A 13,656-nucleotide genomic window follows, 5' to 3' on the forward strand; every position below is an offset into this window, starting at 1 on the left:
AGTGGACATGGTCGTCAGCATCGGCGGAGGACCGCCGGGGGGCGGGGCGCCGGCCCCGGCGCAACCCGGACCGGCGGGCAGCACGCGGCGGGAGGTGACGCGCGGTCTGCGTGCCTTCGCCTTCGCCGCGGCCCTGGCGGCCCCGGTGGCCGCCGCCTTCCGGCTCCAGCGCCCCGGACCCGGGAACGCCCCGGGCGACACCGCTGTCGACCAGACCTACCGCAACCGCCGCATCCGGGTGACGTGGATCCCGTCGGGCGGTTCGGCCGAGCAGGGCCGGTGGCACGTCACGGTGGACGGCCGCCCTCTGCATCTGATGCGCCGGGCCGACGGCACCTGGCTGAGCATGGTCGACCACTACTGCTCGTACCGGTCACCGCTCGAGGCCGCCCGCGCCGCCGTCGACGAACTCGGCCCCGGCCGACGGCTGCGTGACCTGGATCCGGAACCAGCAGGCGCGGGGCACGTGCACACGGGGGACCGGCATGGCGTACGTGCGTAGGGATGCCGGCACGCTCACCAAGGCCGAGAAGCGGCGGTTCGTCAAGGCGCTGCTGGAGGTCAAACGGCGGGGCGAGTACGACGAGTTCGTGCGGATGCACGTCGAGTACTTCTCCTCCGACGGTGAACACGGCCTGCGCGCCGCGCACATGGCGCCCTCGTTCCTGCCCTGGCACCGCCGGTTCCTGCTCGATCTGGAGCGCGCGCTGCGCCGGGTGGACTCCTCGGTGACCGTGCCGTACTGGGACTGGACGCGCTACCGCACGACCACCTCCGCACCCTGGACGGCGGACCTCCTCGGCGGCAACGGACGCCGTTCCGACCACCAGGTGATGACGGGTCCGTTCGCCTACCGGGAGGGCAACTGGCCCATCAAGGTGGCCGTGACCGATGCGGTGTTCCTCACCCGGGACCTCGGCCGCCGTCGCTCCCCCATCGACCTGCCCACGAAGAGCGAACTGGAGTGGGCGCTGAAGGACCCCGTCTACGACGTGGCGCCCTGGGACTCGACGGTCACGCGGGGGTTCCGCAACAAACTGGAGGGCTGGGGCACCGGCGCGGGCGGCACGTCCTGGCGCAACCACAACCGCGTGCACGGCTGGGTCGGCGGTGACATGCTCGGCGGCGCCTCCGTCAACGACCCCGTGTTCTGGCTGCACCACGCCTTCGTCGACCTGCAGTGGTACCGCTGGCAGCGCCGGCACCGCGGGGCCCGTTACCTTCCCGCGGCACCACCGGGCACCGGCGACGGGCAGCACGGCCGGATCGTGGCACGGCACCAGAGCCTGCCTCCGTGGGACGTGACGCCGGACGTACTGGAGGACGTCGGCCGGATCTACCGGTACGCGTGAGGTGACGAGGACTCTCACGCCGAGGTTTCTCACCCCGGCATGGGAGAGCCCCGGCGTTCGGGGGGGCCGGGGCTCTCGGGGCAGACAGCAGACGTCAGTGGCGGTGGCCGCTCTTCTTGCTGCTCTTCTTGTGGTCGTCCTTCTTGTGGCCCTCGTTCTTGCAGGTGTTGCCGATAGCCGGGTTGAGCAGGCCGACGAACTGGACGGTGTTGCCGCACACGTTGATCGGCACGTGGACCGGCACCTGAACCACGTTTCCGGACAGGAAGCCGGGCGAGCCGATGGCAGCGCCCTTGGCGCCGGCGTCCGCCGCGGCGAGACCGGCGCCACTGAGCACCACAGCGCTCGTGCCGAGAGCGACAACGCCAACCTTCGCGATGCGAGACATCACGTTCTCCTTAGTGACTCGGTGAGTGCGGCAGCAGTACGCGCGACCGCACTGCCCGTTTCAACGCGAGGACCCCTGACCGGTAACGAGGTTTTTCTCCGGATCACCCTTTTTGAACTGGTGCTCCGCCGTACGGGCGTTGTTCCCGCACGACCCGTGCCCAGCCGGGTCGCGGCGAAGGCGGCCTCCCCCCTTGTCCGGCGCGCGACGCGGCAGGGCGGTCGCTCGGTGTCGGCGCAGCGGGGTCGCAGTGGGATTTTTTGGAAAGTTAAGCGATTGGGCGTTTTGCGTATAAAACCAACCAATCTTCGCCTACAGTCTGCGACTGACAGTGACCGGTCCATCACGGATTGTGTCGACTCGAGAACGGAGAGGTAATGCGCAACTTCCAGAAGGCCGCGGTCGTCATGGCCATGCTCGGCAGCGTCAGCTTCCTGGGTGCCGGCGTCGGCCACGCTTCGGACGGGGACAAGATCAAGCTCGACAACGACCAGAAGCAGGGCTGCACCCAGAACGACACGCAGACCGGGCTCATCCAGCTGGACGACGTCAACGTCTCGGTCGGCCTCCTCGGCTGGTCTCAGCAGGACAACAGCGAGAAGGAGTCGCTGGCCTGCTCCCAGAGCTTCGGCAAGCACTGATCAAGTGATCCAGGGCAGGCCCTGGGGTTCGACCACGTGTCCGAACCCCGGGGCCTGCCCTTGTTCTGTCGCCGGTCGCACGAGACCTGCACAACAACGACACAATGTGTTTTTTCAGGAAAGTTACGCGATTGGGCGTTTTGCCTATCAAAAGCCCCGAACATCGCCTACGCTTATGACTGCCAGTGACCAGTCCATCACGGATTGTGTCGACTCGAGAAACGGAGAGGTAATGCGCAACTACCAGAAGGCCGCGGTCGTCATGGCCATGCTCGGCAGCGTCAGCTTCCTGGGTGCCGGCGTCGGCCACGCCTCGGACGGGGGCAACAAGGTCAAGATCGACAACGACCAGAACCAGGCGTGCGCCCAGAACGACGCGCAGACCGGGCTCATCCAGCTCGACGACGTCAACGTTTCGGTCGGTGCCATCCTCGGCTGGTCCCAGCAGGACAACAGCGAGAAGGAGTCTCTGGCCTGCTCCCAGAGCTTCGGCAAGCACTGATCATCCGCAAGCGCTGATCAGATGATTTGAAGCAGGCCCCGGATCTCGACCATGTGTCCGAGCTCCGGGGCCCGCTTGTGTGACTTCCGTTCGATCCACAGGTCCGGAACGACTCCGCCGTTCACTCGCGGGGTCGACTCTGAAGGAGAAGCAGATGTTCAACTCGAAGAAGATCGCAGTGATGGCGGCAGCCGGAGTCCTGGGGGGCTTTGCTCTGATCGGCGGCGGAGTGGTCCAGGCCGCCGCCCAAGGCGGTCCCGGCAAGTGCGTCGATGGCGGCAAGGGCCACGTTTACTGTGTGCAGACGAGCACGTACAAGGTGACCGAGGGCAAGGACGGCGGCGTCCGCGTCAGTAACGAGTCGACGCAGACCTGTCCGGCCTCGCACGGTCAGGTCACGTGTGTCGACAGCGTCGTCCCCCCTCGGCGGTAGGTTCTGACGCCTCGTCGGTCGATGCGGGCGCGATCGGCTCGTGGGCAGGGACTGCCTTAGCGGTAGTTGCCGGAAGTGGCCAGCCGGGTTCGGCCATCCGATACAAGCAACACCGCGTTAAACGCGGATTTTTTCAAGAAACTTGCGCGAGTGGGCGTTTCGCCCGTTAGAAGCCGCACCAGGGTCACCTACAGTTGGCGACTGTCGGTGACCAACCCATCACGGGTTGTGTCCACTCAAGAACGGAGCAGTAATGCGCAACTACCAGAAGGCCGCGGTCGTCATGGCCATGCTCGGCAGCGTCAGCTTCCTGGGGGCCGGTGCCGGCCACGCTGCGGACGGGGACGAGAAGGTCAAGCTGGAGAACAAGCAGAACCAGTCGTGTGAGCAGAACGACTCGACCAAGGGCCTCATCAACATCGACGACGTCAACATCTCGCTCGGCATCCTCGGTTGGTCCGAGCAGGACAACAGCGAGCGCGAGTCCGTGACCTGCTCCCAGAACTTCATCCTCGGTGGCAAGTGATCACTGATCAGGTGATCTAGGCAGGCCCCGGGGCTCGAACCAGGTGGTCCGAGCCCCGGGGCCTGTCGTCTGGCTTCTTTGTCGGCCCAAGCGTCCGGAACGACCCCGCCGTCCAGTCACGGGGTCGACCGTAAAGGAAAAGTAGATGCTCAACTCGAAGAAGATCGCAGCTACAGCGGCAGCCGGAGTCCTGGGGAGCCTCGCTCTGATCGGGGCCGGTACCGCCCAGGCCGCCGCCCAGGGTGGCCCCGGCAAGTGCGTGGACGACGGCCGGGGACAGATTCGCTGCGTGCAAGGGGACACGTACAAGATCACGACCGCCAAGGACGGCACCGTCCGCTTCGCCAACGAGTCGACGCAGACCTGTCCGACTTCGCACAGCCAGGTCACCTGCGTCAGCAACGTCGTCGTCCCTGGCAAGCAGTCCTGAAGTTCAACGAGGCAGTCGAGGCGCCCTTGTTCACGTCGCCGTCCGTGGCGTGAATCCACCGCTCACAGCGGTGGCCGGCCGGGACCCGTTACCGGGTCCCGGCCATCTCCGTGTCTTCACCCGGACGGTGCGGAAACGGGGCGCGGCTCCGGACGGGCGTCAAGGCAGCCGTCGCACCGGTGCACCCGCGAGGAACGCACGGATGTCCTCGACCGCCTGCCCGTAGTACGTCGTGTAGTTGGCACGGGAGACGTAACCGAGGTGCGGGGTGGCGAGGAGGCGGGGGGCGGTGCGCATCGGGTGGCCGGCGGGCAGGGGCTCGATGTCGAAGACGTCGATGCCGGCGCCGGCGATCCGGCCCTCGTGCAGGACTGCGAGGAGGGCTTCCTGGTCGACGATGGCGGCGCGCGAGGTGTTGATCAGGTACGCGGTCGGCTTGAGGAGGGCGAGTTCGGCGGGGCCGAGCAGCCCGCGGGTGCGCTCGCTCAGCGCGAGGTGGATCGAGACGAAGTCGCTGCCGGCGAGGAGGTCCTCCCGGGAGGGGGCGAGTTCGACGCCGATCTCGTCGGTGCGCTCCTCGGTGAGGTTCTGACTCCACGCGCTGACGTGCATGCCGAAGGCGAGACCCACCCGGGCCACGCGGCTGCCGATCTTGCCCAGTCCGAGGAGCCCGAGGCGGCTGCCGTGCAGGTCGGCGCCGACGGTGGACTGCCAGGGGCCGCCGGAGCGCAGGGTGTTGCTCTCCTCGACGAGGCCACGGGCGAGGCCGAGCAGCAGCGCCCACGTCAGTTCCACGGGCGGGGTGGAGGAACTGGCGGTGCCGCACACGGTGACGCCGTGCTCCTCGGCGGCCGCGTAGTCGATGACCGAGTTGCGCATACCGGAGGCGACGATCAGTTTCAGCCGGGGCAGGCGGGCTATCAGCGACCCGGGGAAGGGCACGCGCTCCCGCAGCGTCACCACGATGTCGAAGTCGGCCAGGGCCGCGGCCAGGGCGTCCTCGCCGTCCAGGTGGGTGTCGAAGGAGACGACCTCCACCTCGTCGGCCACCGGCGACCAGTCGGCGACCTCGGTCGCCACCCTCTGAAAGTCGTCCAGCACAGCACAGCGCAGCCGCACGTCATGCCCCTTCCTCGGCCCACGATGGGTTTCCGACCATGATCGCGCTTGGGCGGCGCCGCGGGAAGCCTGTCCCGGTCACCCGACCGGTCGGTCGGCTTCCTTGTGGCCTCGGTGGTCGCGACGGCGGTACTGGCCGCGACCCCGGGCCTTCCTCTGCTGCACTCCACCCGTGCCGCGGTGCGCCGCCGCAAGCCGTGGCGGCCGTGGTCGCTCGTCGGGCACGGGGTGGTCACCTTAGCGGTCGAGGACGCGGGCGAGTTCGGTGAGCGCGGCGGTCAGGCGGGCGGTCGAGACTCCGCGCTCGCGTTGGTAGGCGAAGACGTCGGGCGCCAGCGGGGCCAGCAGGGTGTCAACCAGTGCGTCAGGGTCGCCCACGTCGGCCTCGCGGAGGAGAGCCAGGACGTGGGCGCGCCAGAAGCCGTATGCGCCGGTTGCGTACCGCCTGGCGCCGGTCTCGGCGCCGAGTGCCAGGTGGACATGCTGGTCGAGCAGCTCGGCCATGGCCGTGTAGAAGGCGGCCAGCCGTTCGTGCGGCGGCGCTCCCGGGCCCAGCGGCGGCGGGCCCTGGAGCAACTCGTGTTGCAGGGCCTTTTCGTGTTCGTCCAGCAACGCGGTGGCGATGGAGGCGACGTCCGGGTACCGCCGGTACAGCGTCCCCCGCCCCACGCCGGCGGCCCGGGCGATGTCCTCCATCGTGACGGTGCGCGGGTCCTTCGCGGCGAACAACTCTGACGCGGCGGAGAGCACTTTCTCCCGGTTGCGAGCGGCATCGGCACGTTCCTTGGTCACGGGGTCAGCCTAAGGCCCTCTCCGGAATAAGTGGACGGCCCGTCCAGTTGCTAGTCTTCGACCGTGCAACCGGACACCGTGTCCGTTTCACTTGACCCTTGGAGGCGCCCTCATGAGCTCCACCCTGCTGCACCTCGACGCGAGCCCACGCCGCCGTTCCTTCAGCCGCGAACTCGGCGACGCCGTCGCCGACGCCTGGCGAACGGTGCACCCGGACGGCGTTTACCTCCACCGCGACCTCGCGCTCGACCCCGTCCCGCACATCGACGAAGCGTGGACCGAGCTGTGTGACTACGTCCTGGAGCACCAGATCACCGACCCCCACCGGTACCGGGAGGCGGTCCGCACTCAGGCCCAGGCCGAGTCCTGGGCCGTCGTCGAGCCCCTGTTGGCCGAACTGGTCACCGCGGACGTGGTGTTGATGGCCACGCCTATGTACAACTTCTCGATTCCCGCCTCCCTCAAGGCGTGGATCGACCAGGTGACGTTCCCGAAGATGTCCTTGGCGCCTCGGCGTTTCGTCGTCGCGTATGCCCGCGGTGGCGCGTACGGACCCGGCACGCCACGACAGGCATACGACCACCAGGAGCGGTACCTGCGCGACTTCGTCCGTGGGCACTACGCCGTCGACGACGTCGCGTTCGTCGGCACCGAACTGGTCAACTCCCTCGTCGACCCTGCCCTGACGGCCCGCCGCGCTCAGCACGACGACTCCCGCGCGGCCGCCCTCGCCGCTGCCCGGACGCTGGGAGGCACTCTGTGAGCTGGCTGTTGCTGCTGGCCGCCGGTGCCGTGGAGGTGGCCTGGTCGCAGAGCATCAAGCCCACGGCGGGCTTCACCCGGCCGCTACCCACCCTGACCTGCTTCTTCCTCGCCGCCGTCGCCGTCTACCTGCTGTCGCTGGCGATGCAGGGCCTGCCGGTGGGCACGGCGTACGCGGTGTTCACCGGAATCGGCGCGATCGGCGCCATCACTCTCGGCATCACGGTCCACAAGGACCCGGTGAGCGTCGGCCGCGTCACCGCACTGGCGCTCATCGTTGCTGGAGTTGCCCTGGCGCGGGTCACATCCCCCGAGTAGGGACCCCCGCGCAAACCGAGGAAAGAAAAGGATCAAAATGCAACCTCATATGGCGAACGTGTACAAGGTCGCCGGACGTGGGTACCAGGCCCTGTCCACGATGGAAGAGTTCCTCCACGACAGTTCTGCTCCGAACGATGTCCTGGAACTCGTCAGACTGCGTGTCAGCCAGATCAACGGCTGCTCGGTACGCGTCGACTTACACTCACACCGGGCCAGCGACTCGGGCGAGACCAACGAACGACTGTGGTCGGTCGCCGCGTGGCGGGACACTCCCTTCTTCACCGACCGGGAACGGGCCGCGCTGGCGCTCGCTTAGGCGGTCACGCGGATAACGGACAACCCCAAGGGCGTCCCCGATGATGTCTGGGACACCGCCGCCCGTCACTTCTCCCCGGATGCGCTCGCCGCCCTCGTGATGGCCATCGCGTCGGTGAACGCCTGGAATCGCGTGAACGTTGCCACCGGCCTGGTAGCCGGCTCCTTCCGATAAGGCCCTGACACCCATCGCAGAACCACACCGGAAGAGGGGCGCCCACTTCGGCGGGCGCCCCTCGAAGCGACAGGGGCGCGTGAGCGACGGCGCGCATTTGGCGGGCCAAGCCCCAGGCAGGACTCGAACCTGTGGCCAGGCGCTTAGAAGGCGCTTGGTGCGTAGCGTGCCACGCCCTGGCTGACCTGCTCTTCTTATCGTGCAGCGCGCGTCATTGTATGGACTTCGACACGCATTCGACGCGGCTCGGACTACTCGTACGTCGTCGCTGCTTGCAGAGCTCGCGCGAAGAACGCCCAGTCACCGCCAGGCGGCAACTCCTGGCCGGTGTTGCGGTACCAGCCGTCCGCGTCATCCATCCAGGCGGCCAGAGCGCCCAGGAAACTCGGAAGGTCCGCGTTCTCCCATGAGCTTCCGTCTTCGGCGTGACTGCGACGCAAGGAGCGAACGAAGGCTGCCAGGTCTTCTCTGCTGTCGACGTGATCAGGAGAAGTGGTCATGCCTGGGGACCCTACTTGGCACGTCGAGCTGGAGGTCGCCGTGTTGGGGGGAGCTAGCGGTTGATCGGGATCTCGTAGACGATCTCGCAGTGGGCGGCAGGCACCACGATGTCCGCTGTCTCGACGGGGCGCCCGTCGTCGCTGTAGTACGTCCGCCGGATGTGCGTCACGAGTGCGGCCTTCTGGATACCGAGAAGTGACGCCTCCTCGGCGGTCGCCTGCCTCGGCTCCGGCTGTTCCACGGCGTGGCCGACAGTGACGCCGATCGCGGCCATGCGGTTCACGACTCCCGCCCCGGCGTGCGGCCCTCCCTCGGGGAGAACGACGAGCGTGCCGGCGGTGAGGTCGTACGGCTCCCAACTCGTCGACAGCTGCACCGGCCTGCCGTCTGCCAGAAACTCATACGCGGTCCGGACGCACAGGTCGCCCTCGGCGATGCCGAGCCGCGCAGCGATGTCTGCCGGAGCCGGCACTTTGGCTTCGGTCCGGCTCTCCCAATCTCCTTGCCTGCCCACCGCCTTCATGTCCGCTCGGAAGGGCGATCCGCTGGGCTGCTCCCGGGCCGATGACCGGACTACCCGGACCCGCTGTCGGGGCTCGGCGACGTACGTGCCCGAACCGGCGCGGCCCTCAAGCACACCCTGGGAAATCAGCAGCTCCTGAGCCCGGCGGACAACGTTCTCGCCCACGCCGCACTCCTGGCCGATCTGGGCGCGGGACGGCAGGCGGTCCCCTGGCTCCCATACGTGCTCCGCGATCCGCCGCCGGAGTTCGTCGGCGATACGGAGATAGGGCGGCTGCTCAGGCATATGGAAAATCTAGTCCACTAGCTCTAATCTAGTTAACTAGCTTCACTGAAAGTGATCGCCGGTGACGGAGGCTGCCCTGTGCCCGCTTCGGGAGTTAGCGCGGCAGCCATCGCTGCCCGACTGTCCGACCTCGGACTTCCCGCACGCGTGGAGGAGCACGACCGGTACACGTCGGTCCAAGCGGAGGTGCCGGAATCGCTCTCCGCCGACTTATGGCGGGAGGTCCTGGAAGTGGTGGTCGAGGCCGATCGGTTCGGGCTCCTCGCCACCAGCTTGAACGACCGCACTCTCTGGGCGGTCGTAAACAAAGCGGTCCCCACGACGGGCGATGTCGGGGGACCGAGCTATCAGCGATAGGAGCTGAGCAGCGTGCTCAACCGTATCCGCCGTGCCGCCTCGCTCGCCAGAGCGCGGTACTTCCCCAAGGGCAGGCACCGCCGCCCCTTACGGCCGTCCCGACCGCTGGAGACCCCCGTTCTCCCTGCGTCCGCTGACGCGTCGACGGTCCTCCTGGGCCGGTCTCCCGACACCACGAGCCACCGTCACCCGCTCGCGGGGGAGGACAACGCGCTCGTCCGCCCGTACGTGCTGGCTTGGGAGGGTCGAGTACGACCGCGCGAGGTGGTAGTCGCTTCGCACCTTCCCGCTGAAGCCTGGTCGTCCCTCGCAGGAGTCAGCTGATGACTCCTCGCCAACAGCCCGGCATCACCGAGGTTTCGGCTGTTCCCTACCGGTCGACCGCCTGCCGTATCGGCACCCATCTTGCTTGCGCGGAGTCCTCCCCGGTCCCTGCGCCCATCGACCTGCCGGTGGTCGTCGAGACATGCGCCTGCCCGTGTCACTCGGCGTCCCGCCACTCGACGCCCGCGGAGGTGGAGCGGTGAGCGGCTGGGCTCCTGGCGGCGCGCTGGCATCCAACGTCGAGGTCACGGCGACCACCGTGCAGCGCGGCGACGTCATCCAACTCGGCGGCACAGCATGCCGGGTGAGCGATCTCATCCAGCTACCCCAAGGCGGCAAGCGACTCCTCTTCGAGTCTGGCGAGCTGCTGACCATACACGCGCGAACCCGCCTCGCCGCCGTTCGTGTCCAGAGAAGGCGGTGATCGGGTCCGTGCCTTCACGCCATCAAGACATCGCCGAGGATCTCCGGCACCAAATCACGACCGGCCGCATCAAGCCCGGCGAACGTCTTCCGTCAGAAGCCGGCCTGGCCGACCGGTACAAGGTCAGCACGGTGACGCTGCGGAGAGCCCTCGCCGTGCTTCAGGCAGAAGGCCTCGTCGAGAAGATCCACGGCAGGGGGAACTTCGCTCGTCATCCATCCCGCAAGATCACCTATGTCGGCGGATGGGGGACGCTGGACCCGTGGACCGCCGCTGAAACGGCCCTGAGAGTCACCGTTCGCACGAACACGGTTCCGGCGCAAGGTCACCTGACGACCTTGCTGGCAGTGCCGACGGGCAGTCCTCTCGCCGAGTTCGTCTGCATCAGCCACGAGGGGGAGTCGCCGCACGGGTTGGCCCGCATCTATATCCCGCGCGACCTGGCACCGGCAGGAGTGCTGGACGACGACTCCTCGTGGCGGGAAACGGCCACGCGCTTTGCCGTTCTGAGCTCGCCGCCGGCGGTTGTCCGCGAAACCGTATCTGCCCGCCCACCATCACCGGACGAAGCATCGGCCCTCCGGATCGGCTCCGCCGTGGCAGTCCTCGCCATCACACGCATCGCGACCGACACGACCGGGAGAGTCGTCGAGGCCGCGCTTCTGGTGTTCCCGGGGGACCGCATTGACGCCGTCTTCACCACTCACCATGTGACCGACGAGAGGCAGAAGTAATGACGGTACCCAACAAACTGCGGCTACTCCCATGGTCAGGACGGGAGGGCAAGCCCTGCTACCTGAGCACCGACGCCAACGGCGGATACATGTCTCGCTTGGCGGACAACATCGAAGCGGTGCAACTAGGAACGGCAGTAGAGCTGCTGGAGCAGGCGTCGGACACCCTGGTCGACCCGGAGGCGAGCCCGGAAGACCTGCGACGGTTGGCGAAGGAACTGACGGGGGCTCTGCGGGACGTACTCCGCGTTGCGACCAGCCGCGGTCAACTCCTTGCGGTGAGCGAACCTCACCATTCCTAGGCAGCGGTCGCAAACCGTGCCTTCCTTGGTCATAAACACCCGCCCTCGTATGGGAGAAGTCCGGTTGTGCACCGGGCTTCTCCCTCCGTTGCGTCATGCGGGCAAGAGTCGGTGACACAGCTTGGCCTGCACCGGAGCAATTGCGATCAGAGTCGAGGAGCGCGCTCTGTCAGACCTGTGTCGCGAAGGGTTCCGTGAGGAAGTCAACTGACCCAGATGCCGTCGGGGGACAGCCGGCGCGCGAGTCGGCAACCGGCATCGCTGATTGGACCCGACCAAGACACGTCGCCTACCCCACAACCGAAGTCGTCGGCGAGTGCTTCGACGAGTGTGGAGCCGATGCCGCGGCCTCGGTATGAGCCTGCAGTCCAGATCAAATCGATACGCGGGCGAAGGGTTTCGTCGTCTTCGGTAAACCGCGATCCGTTGACCAGATCCCATCGGTGGTGCTCGCTGGTATCGGTGGCCACCAGGTAGCCGATGATGTACCCGTTCGCATTGAGGAGGAATGCTCGGTCGTTGTTGGGCGTCTCCTGAGGTTCGCCATGGTAAGACCACGAGTTGAAGTCGTAGTGGTTCTCCCTTTGAGGCATCCGCCCCACACGGGAAGCGAGCCTCCGCCAGGAGATGGGTGACTGGGGCGTCACCACAGCCAAGTCGTCAAGCCACATCAAACTCTTGGGCACGCGGATACCAAAGGCCCACGCTGCATGGTGAGCGGTGTGTGCTTTGCCGTCTTCTCGTTGATCTGCTAGGCGCATCCCGCAGGGGCAATCGTCCTTACCGATTGCTATGTCAACAGTGCGAAATTCAACTGGTTTCGCGCCACGGCTGAGGTCCTGGCCTCTGCTGCCGACCCATGGCCGGACAGGTGCATCTTCCGAGTCCATGAATCCGGTCCAGCGATCCACCCACCCGGGATACTGCTCCGGATACCTCTCTCGGATCAATTTCTGGACAGGCGAAACCGTCGGCCGAACCCAGATGCTTCCGGCTGTCGCCCTCCCATTGAGGCGCAATCCAGATTCGTTAGCCTTTCCTCGCAGGAACTTCAGAAATGCCTGTGGCGGTGAGTGGAAGTCGACACCGCGAACCAACTCCCGCTCACCGGGGGCAAGCCACTCGGCGAGGGGGAGCACTAGCCCATCGGCGAGGGTGCGAAGTTTGTCGTAGTCGTGATCAAGTTCGGCCGCGCGCAGCGCTTCGACCGTGTCCTCCACTTGGGAGAACGGAACAGATAGGGTGACCCAGCGCGAGCCGCCTCCCCATGAGAAGCCGCCCGGGTAGCCGTCATACCAGATGCGGTCGTGGAAAACGTTGCGCACGAAGTCGAGGGCTTCCCTGTACGCAGAGGGCAGTTCGGGATCCTGCCCGAGGGCGGTCGCGGCATCGACGAAGTTGTCTCGATCGACCTCAACGGTTGCGTACCACTGGTGGGCCCGGACGTTAATTCTCCGGGAGCGGGACGGGTGGGTTCCGGAGTCGAGATATGTGGTTCGCTCAGTCATGTGCTGCCCTCCGCAATTCAGTCAGATCAGTCACGTATGGCTGTTACGGCCGCTTTTTGAGCCTAGATGGGAAAATCGATCGCCAAGTCGTCAAACGAGGACGAAGACGTGGCATGACCAGGCGGCCACCTATTTGCAGCACCTGCGCTTTGCGCCGCTCGATACCGAGAAGACTGGTGCTATAAATGTGTGCCGGCCTGTGTGGCAGGACCACTCGCATATCAGGTTGCTCTTCATGCGGAGGTTGTCTGGGGTGCGACTCGGATCCTTCAAGCAACGAATGAACCTGTCGGAAATGTCAGGGAACAGCTCTGCAAGTGACTCGCCTGGCGGCGCTATCGAGCGAGCCACATTGTTGTTATTGATGCCCTGTCGATGGCATGCGTGACAACCGGAACCGCTGATGGCCCTGTTCCGGATAGCTGTCTCCCAGGAGTGCCCGCACTTGGCGCACTCCCACTCTGCTACATCAGACGAGGAGGGCGAGCATAGGCTTAGGTCATACTCAGGGCGGGTGATATTGTTTCTGAACTCAACCAGGAGCTCGGGATTCCGTTCCGCCGTGGATTCAAATCGTACCCGTCCCTTAATTACTGCCCAAGCCTCTACGGCCTGTCCAAGAGCTATCGCTCTTTGCTTAATATTGAGAGGTTCGAATGGCAATCCACGAGCCAGCAAAATAGGTCGAAGAGCAGATGCCCAAGTCCACGGATTGATGCCATCTTTGGTGGAGTCGATAACCTCTACATACTTGCCCGGAATGGCGGGGAGATCTTGTGCGCGAGCTCGTATATAGTCCAAATCCCTGAGAAGGATACTTTTCCTGGCGTCATTTTCTCTGTGTTTATCAGTGCTGTGTGTGCGGAACGGGTCTAGGTCCACGTAAACTTGCACTTCGGGGATGAAGAGATCCACTCGGGGGCGGCGCCCTGACAGGCCGCG

20 protein-coding genes are annotated in these 13,656 nt (G+C 66.1%); 14 read left to right on the forward strand and 6 right to left on the reverse strand.

Annotated elements, in window-relative coordinates; genetic code table 11:
- Window positions 1-7: 7 nt before the first annotated feature.
- The gene (locus tag MQE23_RS28800) at window positions 8-502 is read left to right on the forward strand and encodes a tyrosinase cofactor (protein ID WP_243380656.1); all 495 of its coding nucleotides are present in this window, start codon (window positions 8-10) and stop codon (window positions 500-502) included.
- Entirely contained in the window at window positions 486-1,352 is an 867-nt protein-coding gene (locus MQE23_RS28805) for a tyrosinase family protein (RefSeq protein WP_037667351.1), read from the forward strand. Before MQE23_RS28800 ends, MQE23_RS28805 begins: the two co-directional genes overlap by 17 nt.
- A gap of 94 nt (window positions 1,353-1,446) precedes the next feature.
- On the opposite strand, the gene MQE23_RS28810 is transcribed toward MQE23_RS28805, so the two are convergent.
- Window positions 1,447-1,740: a chaplin gene (locus MQE23_RS28810; protein ID WP_037667349.1), complete on the reverse strand. Its 294-nt coding sequence runs from the start codon at window positions 1,738-1,740 to the stop codon at window positions 1,447-1,449.
- A gap of 377 nt (window positions 1,741-2,117) precedes the next feature.
- Here MQE23_RS28810 and MQE23_RS28815 point away from each other — a divergent pair, with 377 nt between their 5' ends.
- The 5 genes from MQE23_RS28815 to MQE23_RS28835 all read left to right on the forward strand — a co-directional run bounded on the left by MQE23_RS28815 (window position 2,118) and on the right by MQE23_RS28835 (window position 4,272).
- Window positions 2,118-2,381 carry a hypothetical protein gene (locus MQE23_RS28815; RefSeq protein WP_020270402.1) on the forward strand — a complete coding sequence of 88 codons (264 nt, stop codon included), beginning with the start codon at window positions 2,118-2,120 and terminating at the stop codon, window positions 2,379-2,381.
- Window positions 2,382-2,613: 232 nt separating this feature from the next.
- The gene (locus tag MQE23_RS28820; RefSeq protein ID WP_020270401.1) at window positions 2,614-2,883 is read left to right on the forward strand and encodes a hypothetical protein; all 270 of its coding nucleotides are present in this window, start codon (window positions 2,614-2,616) and stop codon (window positions 2,881-2,883) included.
- A 154-nt stretch (window positions 2,884-3,037) separates the two neighbouring features.
- Window positions 3,038-3,316 (forward strand): hypothetical protein, encoded by a 279-nt coding sequence (locus MQE23_RS28825; RefSeq protein ID WP_243380657.1) that lies wholly within the window; start codon window positions 3,038-3,040, stop codon window positions 3,314-3,316.
- Between the two features lie 253 nt (window positions 3,317-3,569).
- Window positions 3,570-3,842: a hypothetical protein gene (locus tag MQE23_RS28830; protein ID WP_020270398.1), complete on the forward strand. Its 273-nt coding sequence runs from the start codon at window positions 3,570-3,572 to the stop codon at window positions 3,840-3,842.
- A 145-nt stretch (window positions 3,843-3,987) separates the two neighbouring features.
- On the forward strand, window positions 3,988-4,272 hold the full coding sequence (locus MQE23_RS28835; RefSeq protein ID WP_020270397.1) for a hypothetical protein: 285 nt from the start codon (window positions 3,988-3,990) through the stop codon (window positions 4,270-4,272).
- Window positions 4,273-4,431: 159 nt separating this feature from the next.
- Here the strand turns inward: MQE23_RS28835 and MQE23_RS28840 are convergent, their stop codons facing one another.
- Together MQE23_RS28840 and MQE23_RS28845 are read right to left on the reverse strand one after the other, a co-directional pair.
- The gene (locus MQE23_RS28840) at window positions 4,432-5,391 is read right to left on the reverse strand and encodes a D-2-hydroxyacid dehydrogenase family protein (RefSeq protein ID WP_243380659.1); all 960 of its coding nucleotides are present in this window, start codon (window positions 5,389-5,391) and stop codon (window positions 4,432-4,434) included.
- A 237-nt stretch (window positions 5,392-5,628) separates the two neighbouring features.
- On the reverse strand, window positions 5,629-6,183 hold the full coding sequence (locus MQE23_RS28845; RefSeq protein WP_020270395.1) for a TetR/AcrR family transcriptional regulator: 555 nt from the start codon (window positions 6,181-6,183) through the stop codon (window positions 5,629-5,631).
- Between the two features lie 112 nt (window positions 6,184-6,295).
- Between MQE23_RS28845 and MQE23_RS28850 the strand changes: the two genes are divergently transcribed.
- Genes MQE23_RS28850 through MQE23_RS28860 form a run of 3 tightly spaced genes read left to right on the forward strand, consistent with a single transcriptional unit; the run spans window position 6,296 to window position 7,582 of the window.
- The gene (locus MQE23_RS28850) at window positions 6,296-6,946 is read left to right on the forward strand and encodes an NAD(P)H-dependent oxidoreductase (protein WP_020270394.1); all 651 of its coding nucleotides are present in this window, start codon (window positions 6,296-6,298) and stop codon (window positions 6,944-6,946) included.
- Window positions 6,943-7,263 (forward strand): multidrug efflux SMR transporter, encoded by a 321-nt coding sequence (locus MQE23_RS28855; protein ID WP_020270393.1) that lies wholly within the window; start codon window positions 6,943-6,945, stop codon window positions 7,261-7,263. The genes MQE23_RS28850 and MQE23_RS28855 overlap by 4 nt, the downstream gene beginning before the upstream one ends.
- A 49-nt stretch (window positions 7,264-7,312) precedes the next feature.
- Window positions 7,313-7,582, forward strand: coding sequence for a carboxymuconolactone decarboxylase family protein (locus MQE23_RS28860; RefSeq protein ID WP_243380660.1), 270 nt, complete (start codon window positions 7,313-7,315; stop codon window positions 7,580-7,582).
- A 425-nt stretch (window positions 7,583-8,007) separates the two neighbouring features.
- On the opposite strand, the gene MQE23_RS28865 is transcribed toward MQE23_RS28860, so the two are convergent.
- Window positions 8,008-8,256, reverse strand: a complete 249-nt coding sequence (locus MQE23_RS28865; protein WP_243380661.1) for a hypothetical protein — start codon at window positions 8,254-8,256, stop codon at window positions 8,008-8,010.
- Between the two features lie 53 nt (window positions 8,257-8,309).
- The gene (locus tag MQE23_RS28870; RefSeq protein ID WP_243380662.1) at window positions 8,310-9,065 is read right to left on the reverse strand and encodes a GntR family transcriptional regulator; all 756 of its coding nucleotides are present in this window, start codon (window positions 9,063-9,065) and stop codon (window positions 8,310-8,312) included.
- A 78-nt stretch (window positions 9,066-9,143) separates the two neighbouring features.
- Between MQE23_RS28870 and MQE23_RS28875 the strand changes: the two genes are divergently transcribed.
- The 4 genes from MQE23_RS28875 to MQE23_RS28890 all read left to right on the forward strand — a co-directional run bounded on the left by MQE23_RS28875 (window position 9,144) and on the right by MQE23_RS28890 (window position 11,206).
- The gene (locus MQE23_RS28875; protein ID WP_243382794.1) at window positions 9,144-9,422 is read left to right on the forward strand and encodes a hypothetical protein; all 279 of its coding nucleotides are present in this window, start codon (window positions 9,144-9,146) and stop codon (window positions 9,420-9,422) included.
- A 523-nt stretch (window positions 9,423-9,945) separates the two neighbouring features.
- Complete coding sequence (locus MQE23_RS28880; RefSeq protein ID WP_243380663.1) at window positions 9,946-10,170, forward strand: hypothetical protein; 225 nt, start codon at window positions 9,946-9,948, stop codon at window positions 10,168-10,170.
- On the forward strand, window positions 10,167-10,904 hold the full coding sequence (locus MQE23_RS28885) for a GntR family transcriptional regulator (RefSeq protein WP_243380664.1): 738 nt from the start codon (window positions 10,167-10,169) through the stop codon (window positions 10,902-10,904). Before MQE23_RS28880 ends, MQE23_RS28885 begins: the two co-directional genes overlap by 4 nt.
- On the forward strand, window positions 10,904-11,206 hold the full coding sequence (locus tag MQE23_RS28890; protein WP_243380665.1) for a hypothetical protein: 303 nt from the start codon (window positions 10,904-10,906) through the stop codon (window positions 11,204-11,206). The genes MQE23_RS28885 and MQE23_RS28890 overlap by 1 nt, the downstream gene beginning before the upstream one ends.
- 203 nt (window positions 11,207-11,409) lie before the next feature.
- Here the strand turns inward: MQE23_RS28890 and MQE23_RS28895 are convergent, their stop codons facing one another.
- Complete coding sequence (locus MQE23_RS28895) at window positions 11,410-12,714, reverse strand: GNAT family N-acetyltransferase (protein ID WP_243380666.1); 1,305 nt, start codon at window positions 12,712-12,714, stop codon at window positions 11,410-11,412.
- Window positions 12,715-13,656 lie beyond the last annotated feature (942 nt).

It is taken from the genome of Streptomyces sp. HP-A2021, from assembly GCF_022807935.1.
Taxonomy (GTDB): Bacteria; Actinomycetota; Actinomycetes; order Streptomycetales; family Streptomycetaceae; genus Streptomyces; species Streptomyces afghaniensis.

Coding starts and splice junctions, on each gene's coding strand:
- MQE23_RS28850 (WP_020270394.1), top strand. CDS start 6,296: ATGAGCTCCACCCTGCTGCACCTCGACGCGAGCCCACGCCGCCGTTCC.
- MQE23_RS28865 (WP_243380661.1), bottom strand. CDS start 8,256: ATGACCACTTCTCCTGATCACGTCGACAGCAGAGAAGACCTGGCAGCC.
- MQE23_RS28835 (WP_020270397.1), top strand. CDS start 3,988: ATGCTCAACTCGAAGAAGATCGCAGCTACAGCGGCAGCCGGAGTCCTG.
- MQE23_RS28800 (WP_243380656.1), top strand. CDS start 8: ATGGTCGTCAGCATCGGCGGAGGACCGCCGGGGGGCGGGGCGCCGGCC.
- MQE23_RS28810 (WP_037667349.1), bottom strand. CDS start 1,740: ATGTCTCGCATCGCGAAGGTTGGCGTTGTCGCTCTCGGCACGAGCGCT.
- MQE23_RS28830 (WP_020270398.1), top strand. CDS start 3,570: ATGCGCAACTACCAGAAGGCCGCGGTCGTCATGGCCATGCTCGGCAGC.
- MQE23_RS28805 (WP_037667351.1), top strand. CDS start 486: ATGGCGTACGTGCGTAGGGATGCCGGCACGCTCACCAAGGCCGAGAAG.
- MQE23_RS28825 (WP_243380657.1), top strand. CDS start 3,038: ATGTTCAACTCGAAGAAGATCGCAGTGATGGCGGCAGCCGGAGTCCTG.
- MQE23_RS28815 (WP_020270402.1), top strand. CDS start 2,118: ATGCGCAACTTCCAGAAGGCCGCGGTCGTCATGGCCATGCTCGGCAGC.
- MQE23_RS28820 (WP_020270401.1), top strand. CDS start 2,614: ATGCGCAACTACCAGAAGGCCGCGGTCGTCATGGCCATGCTCGGCAGC.
- MQE23_RS28860 (WP_243380660.1), top strand. CDS start 7,313: ATGGCGAACGTGTACAAGGTCGCCGGACGTGGGTACCAGGCCCTGTCC.
- MQE23_RS28870 (WP_243380662.1), bottom strand. CDS start 9,065: ATGCCTGAGCAGCCGCCCTATCTCCGTATCGCCGACGAACTCCGGCGG.
- MQE23_RS28890 (WP_243380665.1), top strand. CDS start 10,904: ATGACGGTACCCAACAAACTGCGGCTACTCCCATGGTCAGGACGGGAG.
- MQE23_RS28895 (WP_243380666.1), bottom strand. CDS start 12,714: ATGACTGAGCGAACCACATATCTCGACTCCGGAACCCACCCGTCCCGC.